Source organism: Xenorhabdus eapokensis (genome assembly GCF_001908105.1).
This window is the reverse complement of record NZ_MKGQ01000002.1, coordinates 304,931-319,089: the sequence shown is the minus strand read 5'-3', so window position 1 is coordinate 319,089 and position 14,159 is coordinate 304,931. Positions and strand designations below refer to the sequence as shown.

The following is a 14,159-nucleotide window of genomic DNA, read 5'->3' as shown; positions in this document are numbered from 1 at the left end:
AGGTTTTTCTCATTCCAGCAGGTCACTTATATAGGCACTTATCTTATTTGGGCGGACAGAATACAGGAAAAACAATTACGTTCAAAAAAGATTCCGAATAGGCTCTTAATAAATAATAGTAAAAACGTTGCGTTTGCTGCCATTCAGTACCATGCAGGCGAATCACTTTTCCTTCTGGCAGCTCAAATTCCAGTTCCCCCCAAACAATCCCTCGCTTACACTGAATGCCAATTAATTGATTAAATGGAATAAGGTACTGGTGTTTATCACCGCTAACTTCAAGGCCAGCATTAAGTAGACGTACCCGATTATAAGGGTGTTGAGCGAGGCGTTGGCCGATTTGCGTTGATTTTAGTTCCATTGTCGTGGCACCGTACCTGAAAATTGTTGAACTACTTCATCACGTAAATGTTGTTAGGGGTATTTTGTGCTAACGGTTTTATCCAGCTCCCGCCATTTTCTGTATAACAGTCACACCCTCTATTATATCCGTATATTCATTGCTCTGACAGGAACCACGCTCATTCCTTGGCTATTAGGGGAAGAACTCAAAATAACAATTCCACTGCTATTGGGGGTCGTTGCGGCAGCATTAACCGACCTGGATGACCGCTTGGTTGGGCGATTACGTAACCTCACTATTACCTTAATTTCTTTCTTTGCTGCCTCCGCTTCTATTACGCTACTGTTTCCCTATCCATGGTTTTTTATGCTTGGTTTGGCGGTATCCACTTGTGGCTTTATCCTGCTTGGTGCTCTAGGGCAACGTTACGCCACCATCGCTTTTGGCGCGTTACTGATTGCCATTTATACCATGCTCGGCTCGTCAATCTTCCCTGTCTGGTATCAACAGCCTTTATTACTGCTTACTGGAGCCATTTGGTATAACTTACTGACATTAACAGGCCATCTATTATTTCCTATACGCCCCTTACAAGAAAATTTAGCCCGCTGTTATCAGCAACTTTCCGTATATCTCTATACTAAAACCAGCCTGTTTGATCCCGATTCTGAGGCTGAGGAATATAAACAATCTGTATTTGATGTTGCCATGGCAAACAGCGCGTTAGTTGCAACGCTCAATCAAGCCAAAAGTTCTTTGTTAAGTCGTTTGAAGGGAGACAGAGGACAACGGGGTACTCGCCATACATTGCATTATTATTTTGTCGCCCAGGATATCCATGAGCGCGCCAGTTCATCTCATGTTCAATATCAAAAACTAAGAGAAGTATTTCGCCACAGTGATATTATGTTCCGCGTCCAAAGATTGCTTTCCATGCAAGCCAGGGCATGTGAGCAGATTGCACAATCTATTATTCGGCATAAACAATATCAACATAACCCACGGTTTGAAAGCGCATTCAACTACCTTGAAAGCTCGATTGAGCGTTTAAGAAATCAGCAAGGCACTGACGCTAAGATTATGGCATTTGATAATTTGTTGAAAAATTTACGTGCCATTGATGCTCAATTGGCAGGGCTAGGTTCGGAACAATATCTTTTTTCTCAAGATCCCTTTCCAAAAGATAAACAAGAAGAAACACAGTTATCGGAGGAGGCTTTAACTGGCTGGCATGATATATGGTTTAGGATCAGAAGTAATTTGACCCCCAAATCCGCTCTATTCCGCCATGCGATTCGCATGTCCATTTTGTTATGTACGGGTTATGCCATTATTCAGCTATTTGATTTACAGCGCGGATATTGGATCTTACTGACCAGTTTATTTGTCTGCCAGCCAAATTATAGCGCCACTCGCCGCCGTCTGGCTTTACGTGTTATTGGTACACTGGCGGGGATTCTAATTGGCCTGCCTATTCTCTATTTTGTTCCTTCTATTGAAGGTCAATTAGTATTGATGGTTATTTCTGGCATGTTGTTCTTTGCCTTTCGTAATAGCCAATATGCACACGCAACGCTCTTTATCACTCTGTTGGTATTACTGAGTTTCAATTTATTAGGCGAAGGATTTGAAGTCGCGCTGCCAAGAGTTATCGATACATTAATAGGTTGTGGTATTGCTTTACTGGCCGTCAGTTTCATCTGGCCAGATTGGCAATTTCGTCAATTGCCTCAAGTCATTACCCGCACAATGGGAGCTAATTGCCGCTATCTTAGTGCAATTTTAGCTCAATATCATCAAGGCAAAAGCAATAGCCTGAATTATCGGGTTGCCCGTCGTGAGGCTCACAATTGTGATGCTGAACTGGCATCAGTGATCTCAAATATGGCAGCGGAGCCCAAAAGTTATCGTATTTCCCAAGAAGCCGCTTTCCGTCTACTCTGCCTTAATCACACTATGTTAAGTTATATTTCTGCATTAGGTGCTCATCGAGATAAACTTAACGATCCGGCAATTTTAGGCATTCTTAATAATGCAATCGATTATGTTGAGTCTACATTAGGGCAAAGCCAGATAAATGATGCTACATTGCAAGTTTCGGTGAATAATTTGTTAGAAAAAATCAATCTGACAGCGTATGAAAGTAACAGTAAAGTCCAGCTTATACTACAACAAATAAGATTACTCATTGAACTATTACCAGAAATTGTTTGTTTAAAAAGACAAATTAGCGAGCAAGAACCACATTAATAAATCATTTGCCAGGGGTAATGATGCCCCTGGCAATGAATTAATTGCTTCCCAATAATTTAATAAACACCCTTAAAAAAACATCATCAAATAAAACATAAAAACAAACATTTCATAAGTTTTTAATAAAAATTGATATTTATAAATATTAAAATCACAAGTATTCGTTTTGATATTGATTACATGAAAAACTTCTGTAGAGTTTCAAATCTCTAAAAAACAACAACCAATTACATTTATTTTATCTTTTATTAATAACAATAATTATCACTTTTGAATTTATAAACAAGTGGAAAATAATATGGAAGAGACAATTGCCATTGCTAAATACCCTATTGGTCTGGATCCGGAAAAGCTTTTTGCCACACCTAAACTTAACTATGCATTTATACGCATAAATAATATTTGTAATGCACGTTGCGAATTTTGCGATGTATGGCAAACTGCTCAGATTGATGCACACAAACAAATAGACATGGTTAGACTTTGGCAAGAGTTAGAAACTCTCTCACCACAGGAAGTCAATATTCATGGAGGAGAAGCTTTTTTATCAAAGGATTTTCTGGCTATTCTGGATTGTAATAAACATACGCCTATCTCTATTACAACCAATGGAACTGCTTTATCAAAAAAGATCTTCAGTCGTGTACAAAATAAGAGCCATCTTGTTAGAAAGTTTTATATCTCAATTGACCATGTAGAACCCGAAAAAAACGGCGAGTCACGAGGCATTCGTTGGTTAACCAACAATCTTTATGATGCCATGAGATATATTAAACAGCAAATACCAGGCTCTATTATTATCGTCAATCATGTTGTCACTTCATTAAATTACGATACTATAGATAAGTTCCTGCTTAAAATGGCTGAACTAAAAGTTGATGGTGTTAATCTTATTCCGATAAAAGATTATCCTTTGCTGTTTTTAAATAGTGCTCAAATTAAGTTATTTATGCAGAAAATAAACACGCTACTGGAAAGTAAACAGATTGCACGTCATTTATTTATGGATGCCAATTATGAAATTTTCGGCCGCAATGAGGAGGATTATTGCCGCGCTGAAATGGGACATTATAACGCATCTGGCAAAAAAGCCTGTGCCATTCCATTGACAACACTATTTATTGATGCCGTAACAGGAAATGTCTACCCTTGCGATACTACGATGTATCGACCAAACCCTGAGCAATATATTATGGGGAATGTCCTGGAAAGTTCATTACACGATATTTGGCATGGTGATAAATTCTCACTCTTCCGTAAAAAAATGTATCCCGTAATCACTTGCAACTGTATTAAAGGCTGTGATCCTGCCAATAGATTAAGGTAAAACTATGTTCCCAGAAATACATATCAATAATCAGGCTAATTTTCATCACGGCAAGCCAACTATTTTCTGTATGCCAGATATCAAAGATAGCGAGCGTTTTGTTCAACTCTGCTATCAATATCATTTAAATATTGTTCTGTTGATCAAGAAAAAATGGCTGGACTCAACGGATTGTTCTTTGGCATTGGCATATTTAGTGGTTGATGATCCGTTGGCTAACCAAGCCTGTAAAAAAATAACAACAGCACTGAAACAGGTCAAAGACACACTGTCAATTATCACAGCCCCCATTCACATCGATTACTTTATCGCTTTTTCTGAGCTTCATGTTGAATTAATGGCCATCATCGCAACCCATATTAACCAAGATACCCCTATGATTGATATAGCCCGATCATTTAGAGATAAATGGCTAATGCGAAAGATTGCCAATGAACATGGGTTATGTTGTCCCAAATTCACGCTGGCATCCGAAATGCTGATCTCACCTGAACATTTCGAGCTCTTTACTGAATCCGTTGAGAATTCTGCCAAACACAAAGGCAACCAGGTCGGTTTTATTGTAAAACCCCGTTCATTTTGGGGATCAATGGGGGTTACCGAGTATCCAGACCGTGCTTCCTTATTTTATGCATTACAGGAACTTGATGCACCTGAAGAGTACCTAGTGGAAGAAAAAATCCAGGGCAGGTTACTGCATGTTGATACAGCAGTACTCCAGCATAAGACTATCTATCAAAGCATTGGAGCTTACGCCTGTTCATTACTCTCTTCCGATCAAACCAAACCCAGCCATTTTATGTGGCATACCATGCTGCCAGGCTCCCAAAATAGCCGCAGGCTGTTTGCATTTAATCGACGGGTATTGCAGGCATTCAACCTCGAATACGGTTTTACTCATACTGAAATTTTCATCGAAGAAAATACCAACAATCTCATACTTTGCGAAACCGCATCACGTCCACCAGGACTCCGGCTATTCGACCTTCATGCGAAGGCCTATGGTCAGCATGCCTTTGATGTCTTTATCAATGCATTAATTTCTCCTGCTTCAATTGACAAAGAGCCAGCTTTCTCCATAGATAACCCTGATCTCAGTTGCATTGGGATGATCATTTTTAACCCGCCGATTGGAGAAATAAAATCCATAACGCCTATAGAAGAAATTATTGATGAGCATGTGATTGAATGGGAGCAGTATGCCAAAATTGGCAGTTATTTTTCCAATACCCATTACACTGAAAAAATGGGATATATTATTTGCTCCGCCAAAAATGAACATGAATGTGTGAAATATTTAAACAATTATAATAATAAATTCCATTATACAACCATAAAACAAGATTAATACGATGATAAGATATCTGTTTCTTGTATCTTTATTTATTAATGGTGTTGGCTCAAGTATTCTTGCCGTCGGGTATCCCTATATATTATTATCTGAGCACACACCAATGACAGACTATTATGCCAATATGGGTGTCATATTTTTATTTACATCCATTGGTGCTTTGTTATGGGGCTATAAAATTGATTATTCAAAAAACATTTGGAAGTTTCGTATTGTTATATTATTGATTGAGATTTTTAGCACATTGTTATTATTGATATTATTACTAAGCGAAATAGCATTAACTCCTATTATGTTACTTTTATTTATTTCATTATTAGAATTTCTTTTTGCCTATGAAATCCCATGGTCTCGTGTTGCCTGGCATGAACTTAATGACTGGGCAGAGCAACAAGGTGGTAAGCATTTGAATGTTTCTCTCTATATTGTCATTGCTACATCACTTATTTCAGCCCTTGGCCCTGGATTTGGCGCTCTATTGGGAATGACTCAAGGAATAGATACGATTGTGGCTATCAAATTATTCTCTCTGTTGCCTTATTTTTATGTCTGTTATCTTATGATAAAAATGCGGATAAAACGGACAACCGAGCACAAGTCTCAGTTGTCCGTTGGGTTACGCGCTGTATTTCAACAGCGCTATTATAAGATATTTGCCATCGCTATTGTCTTCACCATACTTGCCAATGCGTTTTTGATGGTGGCACTCCCTGTTGTTGTTATGCAAAGTCTAGCAAATGAAAGTTATGGATTGGTCACCCTGTTCTATTTACTTAGTGCCCTGATACCCATTTTCTGTACAACATTACTCAATAAAACAAACGTTGATAATCGTATCCAACGTTATCCCATTTCAATATTTATTAGTCTGTTTATATTTGGCATTCTGTTTTTTCAACTAAATATTTTTTATGCGAAATCCTTTTTCTATTTACTCTATAATATTGCAATAATTTATTTCAATGTCTTAATTACCAAAACCATTTATCAAAAGGGATTGGAAATGCAACAAGGTCGTCTATTTTCTTTATTTCAGATCACAATGAATTTTTCATTCCCAATAGCTGCAATCACCGTATCCATTGTTCCTGGCTCCACACAATCTTTTTTACCTGTGGTCGGTTTTTCTATACTTTTACTGATTGCAATAGCTGTTTATTTAATAATTCAAATGAATAAAGTAACTGATCCGGTTCATCATTGGCACAGGTAATATTAATAAAAACATTGATTATTAGGATTATAATATGTCATATCTTAGACCTTACCTCGGTAATACCAAGATTGCTGATAATATACAATACCGTTTGCAAACTGTTCTTGATAATAAAGCGGTGTTTAGATACGCCACAGAGAGCCAATATTGCCGTCAGGCAGAAAGGCTATTGCAAAATATTCTGCATACCCAACATGCCATTCTACTGACAAATGGTACTGTCGCGCTCAAAGCAGCTTTGCTTGGACTCAGACCTAAAATAGGGCAATGGGTTCTTATTCCTTCCATCTCATTTATCGCTACTGCTAACGCCGCGCTCAGTTGCGGATTAATCCCTGTTCTCGTTGATGTCGATGACAATGGCATGATGTGCCCAGAGGCGTTAAATAAAACGTTAAATCAAATGGATACCAAGCCTCTGGCAGTCATTGCCGTTCATCTGGAAGGTACTGCTGCTTCAATTGCTAAAATCGCCCAACTTTGCCAACAACATAATGTGTACCTGATTGAAGACTGTGCACAGGCTATGGGAGTGAAATATCAAAATCAGCCTGTGGGCACATTTGGCGAATATGGCAGTTTCAGTTTTCAGGGCAATAAATTAATCAGCAGCGGTGAAGGGGGTTTACTGATTGCCAAAAATCATTCTTTGTTCATCAATGCCTGCATGATGACTGACCACGGTGCTGAGCGTACAACAGAAGGTTATCCAGACTGGAGTCATAGTATTGGTTTTGGTGACAATAATAAATTCAATGAAATACAAGCTGCATTGCTGATTAATCAACTGGAAAATATCGAACAGTTCCGCGCCTTATTAATAGAGCGTTATCAAGAAATCCTGAAATATTTCCCCATAGATTGGATCACCCCACGCCCTGCGGGGACGATACCTGTTTCTGTCTGGTTAAAACGCAGCAAATTACCCAAAGATCGCGTCAATTCAACACTGCTATATGATTGGCAAGCCTGGGATCTGGCTAACCATCCGATTATAAAAAATCAGCTTTCTCCCTACTCTGATCGCTTCCCTTGGGCTCTGCAAGACAGTCCACTTCCTGGATCAGCATTAGAGAAACACAAAGTCATCGTCAGTGACCGTATTTGCCTGCCTGTACCGATTGATAATGCGATTTACGAAAATGTCTTACAGTGGGCTATGGAAGGAAACCTGTCATGATGTTAGATAATAATTTTTTCACTCAGATCAACGGAAATAACCGGCCTGTCCAATATGTGTTAGGAGGCTCTTGTATCTGTTACGCAAAAGGTGTACCTGCTCGGCTTTCACTGCAAGATTTGATCGATTCGGTACTGCCAACAATTATCGCTTCACAGCACAATGCCCCTGTTTATCTCTATTTTCAATCTCATGAAGCAATCATGATGGCCGATTTGTTACATTTTGATCCTCAACAAGCTAACCACAAGACAATGAAAGAATGGTTAGAAGCTGGCATTGTTTATACTTTGGCGCAGCTTGACATCCCTTTACCCCCAATCTATTGGGTGGATACCTGCGAAAATAAGATCCGCCAGCATATTGATCAATTGCTCCCCCACATCAAGACGGTGTTGCCAACCTCAATGTTATATGGTCTCTACGCCAAAAAACCGGATGCGACTTATCCGCAGGGAACAGATGAAGAACAGATGATGTTGGATGTGTATTACCGCAATATTACTCTTTATACCCCCGAATTCCTCAGCACAGCACTTGAAATTCCTCCAGAGCAAGCGCTGTTTGTGGAAAATACCACGCAACAAAAAGCAATCCAGATTTACTATCATGCGACTGGACAGCATTGCAATATATTGCTTTACACCCCGCCACCAAATACACAAGGTAAAGAAATGTGTTTGGGCAATAGCAATCATAAAATCGAGTTACGTCTCACCACAAAACAGATTCTGCATCGTGCTGCTAAAATTGGTCATGACGATTATTATCAGACCATCTTTAATCAACATTCTATTGTCGATATCATGCGAGGCTGGCAATTAAAGGTATTAGGCAATGAAGCATAAAACTGTTGTTGTCATTAGAGGAACACCGGCAAGTGGTAAATCCACAACGTGCAACCACTTGAAAGAGGCCATGCTGGCGCAGGGGCTCACCGTCTCCTATTTACCATGGGATACTTTTCATCATTTTGTTGAACCAAGAACATACCTCACGCCAAAAATCGTCATGGAAGACACCGTGCGGTTGTTAAAGGTTGCTGATGATTGCTTTGATGCAGGTAGTGACTTGATCATTCTGGATGGCGTATTTATTTATCCTGAAGAAATTGACGCTATCCATTCCCTATTTACGCAAAAAGGTGTTCGCATTCTGCATTATCGACTTGTTGCGCGGGAAACAACGCTAATTACCCGTAATCAGGAACGAGCCATAGAAGATCGTTTACCCGATTCCCGTATCAGAGAAGTCGCTCAGGATAGTCTATGGGATTACAATATCCCTCATGAAACTTTGCTTGATAGCACGAAATATTCTCCAGCCGATATTGTGGCTCTGATAAGACGAGCCATTATGCAACAATCTGCACCAATTGCTCTGTTTACCAATCCAACCACATCTCATTTATGGCGTTTAGGCACAGCATTGCGTTACCCTGAATTCAGGCGGTTTAAGCATGTTGATCTGGTTTGGCAAGCAGACCAGCAACAGTGGCAAAGTAATACTTTCTTCGATTTCACTTTTACGGCTCAAGAAGAAAAAGAATTACTCTCTTTTTTAAAGCAGCAACCTGTTTTATTTAAGTATTTGAACGCAAAATCCCGCGCCTATTCCTATCTGCATGATTTAGCGCAACAACACGGTTTACGATGCTATGAAGAAAGCAAATGGTCTGCCCCTATTGTCAGCATACCGCCTAAGACACGAGTGGCTGATTTTTTGCTCCAGCACTCAACACGATTAAAACGCAGCCTTAAAAAAGCACGCACTCACCATACCATCACCCGTTACAGTACTTCGGCTCAAACTGAACAATTGTGGCAAGATGCGCTGTATGTAGACACAAAAAGCTGGAAAATCATCCAACAGAGTGATATGCGCAGCCTGAATCGTGAAGACCTCCAATATCTTCCCGGACTGTTATCCAAAAGCAACCAATATCATCTGGCAGTCACTTATGACCATAACGGTACACCTGGTGCCTGGTCATTAATGATAAACAACGGTGCAGGTCAATGGTATGCCGCTAAATGGGGTTGTAGCTATCAGGGTAGAGAAAAATTAATGGGAATCAATTGCCTGATTAATCATCTGGAAACGCTCTATTGCCCTTATACTGGCCTGCAACTTGATCTGTGGGGCAGAGAAAATGAATTCTATGACCAGTTAGCCAATGAATATATTGAGCGCCTTCATCTCAGGATCACACCATGATATCTCACCGCAATCTGCTCTCCTTGCCAGGTATACAATCTCAGCAAGATATCATGTCCTTGGACAATATCATTAACTATGGCTGTTCAGTTCGAGGCTTTTTCCGCGAAGATCTACAATCCGTGGCTGCTCAGGGCTATTGCCTGATGCCAGAGTGGATATGTCAAAGCATGGTTGAATCCGTTTACGCAGCCAATTGGCAGCCGCTTTTCTATCCTGTTTTACCGCCAAAGCAAGCCAGCATGATTTTGCAAGCGGATTTTCAGGCTATGATGGCAATGTTAACCTCTCTTCCACAACCAAACGCCATCCTTCTCGCTCATCCTTTAGGTTATATCGATCCAGGATGCATGGCATTTTTGCAAGAAATTCAAAACGACCACAATATTCATGTATTTCTGGATCTTTCGCAGGGCTATGGAAGAAAGGATTGTTTACAAGAACTCCTGCATGTTCGTGCCGCTTATTATTCTTTCAACGGCAATAAACTTATCCGTACCGGTGGAGCACTTCGCCTGCGCCTAACAAACAGAGAGTATATTCCTTCTTCTATCAGAAATATTTTTACAGCCTTTCATACCGCAGCCGAAGAAAAATTCGGGGCATTGAGAGGGCATCTACAATCTCACTTTATTGAAGATGATATTTACAATGTCTCACTGTACGCTTCTTACCAGTCGAGCCCCTATCGTACTGTATTAAATTGGGAAAAATGTTCCCCCTCCCTGCAAACACGCCTTAAACATCAGGGACTGGTTCAGCCATTACATGCTAAACCTCGACAAGAAAAAGGCCACTCCAGCTTAAATTATCATCAATGGTGTGAAAAAGTTATATTAATGTTTAGCTTACCAAGAGTTGAATGGAGTCAGTAAAATGTTAGAACTCAAACAAGTTACCCCTCACTCTCCCTTGTGGAATTCATTTCTTCATCTTTATGGAGAATATTTTCAACGCCATTGGCCAGAAGTCTTTGGGGAGCAGTCAGAAGAGGCTATTGCAAAGGAAAACCATACTATCCTTGAACAACGCATCCTACAAGGCGACAGGGGGCTGTTTTTGTTGCTAAAGGCAGGACAATTGGCAGGGTTAACCAATGTGTATCTTGAACGGGAAGAAAAAGTGACCCTGAATATTGCTGAATTTTATATCAGGGATGAGTACCAACGCCAGAAGCTGGGTTATGGGTTATGGCATGCCATGTTGCAATGGGGACGCCGCCACGGTGCCACACGTGTTCATCTGGAGACAGATGCAGGAAAAAATGCCAACTTTTTTTGGCAATCTCATGGGCTTTCAAGCCATCAAATAGATGGACGCATACACTACAATGGTTCCATCCCCTCCTTAAAGATACTGTGGATCAGACATGGGAAAATTATCCCGCTTGGCCATTTAGATTACTGCCCTGAAGATAATGTGATCGCCCTTGATGCCACTTCAATCAAACAGGCTGAAGAAATTGGTAGACGAATATTAGGGAAACTGCCGTGGCAAAATATTTATACCTCACCTCAACGTCGGGCACTTGAAACTGCCAAAGCCCTCAGCTCAGCATATAAATCTTGTTCAATACAAGAAACTGATGCACTTTGTGAATTCTTTCCAGAAGAGCTTATTGGTATGAAACTGGCAGATATTCCGCATCGCTATGGTGAAGATTATGCTTATCGGTTACTGTATACTCCCCTTGATTCCCCTTTCAAAGATTCAGAACAGGTGATGGACGCGGCTGATAGAATCCATCGTTTTATTATGCAAATTGGTGATCAGCTCTCAATGTCTTCTATGCGGATTATTATCTCCCATCAAAATTTGCACAATATTTTCTTAGCTCATTTAATGGCAAATAATCTCAATCTTTCTGGACGATTGCACCTTAACAATCTCCACGGCAGTACTTTTTTATATTGTCCTTATACCAAACAATTTGAAATAGAAAATGTAAATATTCCTTTATGAGAGAACAATATGTTAAAAAAAATTCCATATATTATTTTTGATGCAGATCCATTCTGTTTTGGCCCAATATCCACCACGTTAAATGTAGTGGAAAAATTAAAGCAAAGGAATAAATTAGCACCGGACACTAAATTTATTTTATTAGGCACGCTGACTTCTTCTCAATTAGGTCAAAAATCCGGCCTATTTGATGAAATTTATGAATGTGATACCACTTCAGTTACAGAACTTTCACGCTATTCTGAACTTATTTCAGGTGCAAGTTTGTATATCATTAACACTAACCTTAACTCGATTAATTTCGTTTCAAAGTTTACTACATCAATTATCTATATCGACACACTATTTTGGATGTGGGATAATCTTCATGTTGATTTGCACAAAATTGAAAAGACATTTATTCAAGAATTTCATGGAATAGAACGCAATATTGAACGATTTCATGATAAGCTTGGTAATTATCAAGTTATTCCACCAATTCTTCACAATTCTCTGCAACAATGCATGATGGACGCCCCGCCTCCAGAAGGTATATTAATTACTCTTGGTGGCATTGATACAGTCTACGCTGATACAACAGATTTTTATTATCATTTCCTCGAAGAATTATTATCTATTCCCCATTTGCAAAATGAAACCAACATTACTATTGCCGGTGGGGGGAAAACCATCATAAATCTGGCAGAAATGTTTGCCAAAACGCATCCTCATATTCATATTGGCTGTTTTGCCCGGCATGATTTTTTGCAAAAACTACACCGGGCTCGTAAGGTATTAGCCAATCCGGGTTTAACAACATTTTATGAATGTATCACACTCAATAAAGATGTTTTTTTCTTACCTCCACAAAACTATAGTCAACAATTACAATTAAACGTATATCTGAAAAATTATTTTAGTAATGAATACGGTTTCTTATGGCAATCGGAATATGGTTACCCTGATATTCCTCCATATCTACCAGAGAAAGACGGTTTAGCATTAATAAAAAAATGCAATAACCTATTCATTAATAACCCTAAAGAAAGAAAACGCGCCATGAATAAGATAAGCCATTTTCTTAAAAAAGAAAAAAACAATACTGATTTTTGTCACAACATTTTCCAAAGCAATTCAGATGATATTATTGCTGATTATATTGAAAATAGGGCTCCCAATCAAAATTGGTAATATAGAACCATATCTAAAATAGAACATAACAATGAAAATATAATTTATTCAAAAAAATTATTTTATATCTGCATAAAGAAACAAATAAATCATTATCATTTATGCATAAACATTAAAGCTTATTTCCATAAGAGGCGTCCCTATGTCCATGATATTTTCCGATGTTAAAGTATTTGTTGGTGGCCCGATTCAACATGCATTGAAATTAAGGGTGTTAGACAATAATTTACAAGTTCACATTAAATCTGCTATTCACCATCTGGAATCACTTGGTGCAGAAGTTTTCTCGGCTCATCGTACAGAGCAATTTGGCGGAACAACACATTTATTTACTCCAGAGGAAGTTTCTCAACGGGATCGCCAATGGATGGAACAATGCGATATTTTTGTTGCCATTTTGCCTGTTTGCCCACAGCAAAAACAACTGATAAGAACAGATGGTACTCATATTGAGTTGGGTTGGGCTTCCGCCTTAAAACGCCCAATCATATTAGTCACCGAAAAACCCTTTGATAACTCTGCCAGCCATCTACTAAAAGGCCTATCCGCTATTGCTCAAGTTTATCATATCCCCCTGAATGATTTTGGATATGATCCGGCTATATTAAGTCATACAATTCAATCTATAGTAGAAAAGAAAGTTACCCCAAAATCTTCAGCCGTCGCATGAAATACGGCAATAGAGGAAATAGTAGGGGCTTACGCCCCTATTCACCAAATTTTATTTATTATGGTTGATTATCTGAATTATAGTGAATCAACTCGCTGTGCCAGCTAATTAATTCGTCACGTAATTTTTCTGGTAATACCGCAACATGACACCCTTCTATTGCCCCTGCTAATGCAAGCAACAAACTGACATTTGTTTTTTTCCTATGCTGCTGGAGTTTGAGGTAAGTCGCTTTTGCCCCCAACATTCTTAATTCTTCTACTTTAGAAATACCTACTTTCCATAATTGTCTTTCTAAAGCGATCCCTAAATTAGGGAGATCTTTCAGCCTAAGAGGTATTTTCTGTCTATCAGTTATTTCCTTCATTGTGTAAATAAGCTTTCAAAATAGTAGATCACTTGGAGGGAACTCAGTCCAATTTTTGCGATCTGATTAATCGCCAAATCAAAAAAAATCCCAAAATGGACTG

General features: G+C 39.1%; 12 protein-coding genes and 1 pseudogene. 11 read left to right on the top strand and 2 right to left on the bottom strand.

The window, feature by feature from the left end; genetic code table 11:
* Positions 1-91 precede the first annotated feature (91 nt).
* Positions 92-361, bottom strand: a pseudogene (helD, locus tag Xedl_RS02950) (DNA helicase IV); the annotation flags it as partial.
* A 66-nt stretch (positions 362-427) separates the two neighbouring features.
* On the opposite strand from helD, the gene yccS reads away from it, so the two are divergent.
* The 11 genes from yccS (at position 428) to Xedl_RS02895 (ending at position 13,689) form a co-directional block, all read left to right on the top strand.
* Entirely contained in the window at positions 428-2,593 is a 2,166-nt protein-coding gene (gene yccS, locus Xedl_RS02945) for a YccS family putative transporter (RefSeq protein WP_074022555.1), read from the top strand.
* Between the two features lie 301 nt (positions 2,594-2,894).
* Positions 2,895-3,923: a radical SAM protein gene (locus Xedl_RS02940; RefSeq protein WP_074022554.1), complete on the top strand. Its 1,029-nt coding sequence runs from the start codon at positions 2,895-2,897 to the stop codon at positions 3,921-3,923.
* A gap of 4 nt (positions 3,924-3,927) precedes the next feature.
* Entirely contained in the window at positions 3,928-5,271 is a 1,344-nt protein-coding gene (locus Xedl_RS02935; RefSeq protein WP_074022553.1) for an ATP-grasp domain-containing protein, read from the top strand.
* Between the two features lie 4 nt (positions 5,272-5,275).
* On the top strand, positions 5,276-6,487 hold the full coding sequence (locus Xedl_RS02930) for an MFS transporter (protein ID WP_074022552.1): 1,212 nt from the start codon (positions 5,276-5,278) through the stop codon (positions 6,485-6,487).
* A gap of 34 nt (positions 6,488-6,521) precedes the next feature.
* Positions 6,522-7,670 carry a DegT/DnrJ/EryC1/StrS family aminotransferase gene (locus tag Xedl_RS02925; RefSeq protein WP_074022551.1) on the top strand — a complete coding sequence of 383 codons (1,149 nt, stop codon included), beginning with the start codon at positions 6,522-6,524 and terminating at the stop codon, positions 7,668-7,670.
* Positions 7,667-8,518, top strand: coding sequence for a hypothetical protein (locus Xedl_RS02920; RefSeq protein WP_074022550.1), 852 nt, complete (start codon positions 7,667-7,669; stop codon positions 8,516-8,518). The genes Xedl_RS02925 and Xedl_RS02920 overlap by 4 nt, the downstream gene beginning before the upstream one ends.
* Positions 8,508-9,887: a P-loop nucleotide/nucleoside kinase family protein gene (locus Xedl_RS02915; protein WP_074022549.1), complete on the top strand. Its 1,380-nt coding sequence runs from the start codon at positions 8,508-8,510 to the stop codon at positions 9,885-9,887. The genes Xedl_RS02920 and Xedl_RS02915 overlap by 11 nt, the downstream gene beginning before the upstream one ends.
* The gene (locus Xedl_RS02910) at positions 9,884-10,762 is read left to right on the top strand and encodes a hypothetical protein (RefSeq protein ID WP_074022548.1); all 879 of its coding nucleotides are present in this window, start codon (positions 9,884-9,886) and stop codon (positions 10,760-10,762) included. Before Xedl_RS02915 ends, Xedl_RS02910 begins: the two co-directional genes overlap by 4 nt.
* 1 nt (position 10,763) lies before the next feature.
* Positions 10,764-11,849, top strand: coding sequence for a GNAT family N-acetyltransferase (locus tag Xedl_RS02905; protein ID WP_074022547.1), 1,086 nt, complete (start codon positions 10,764-10,766; stop codon positions 11,847-11,849).
* 9 nt (positions 11,850-11,858) lie between these two features.
* On the top strand, positions 11,859-13,019 hold the full coding sequence (locus Xedl_RS02900) for a hypothetical protein (RefSeq protein ID WP_074022546.1): 1,161 nt from the start codon (positions 11,859-11,861) through the stop codon (positions 13,017-13,019).
* 142 nt (positions 13,020-13,161) lie between these two features.
* The gene (locus tag Xedl_RS02895) at positions 13,162-13,689 is read left to right on the top strand and encodes a nucleoside 2-deoxyribosyltransferase (RefSeq protein ID WP_244149659.1); all 528 of its coding nucleotides are present in this window, start codon (positions 13,162-13,164) and stop codon (positions 13,687-13,689) included.
* Between the two features lie 58 nt (positions 13,690-13,747).
* On the opposite strand, the gene Xedl_RS02890 is transcribed toward Xedl_RS02895, so the two are convergent.
* Entirely contained in the window at positions 13,748-14,056 is a 309-nt protein-coding gene (locus Xedl_RS02890; protein ID WP_244149658.1) for a TfoX/Sxy family protein, read from the bottom strand.
* Positions 14,057-14,159: the final 103 nt, after the last annotated feature.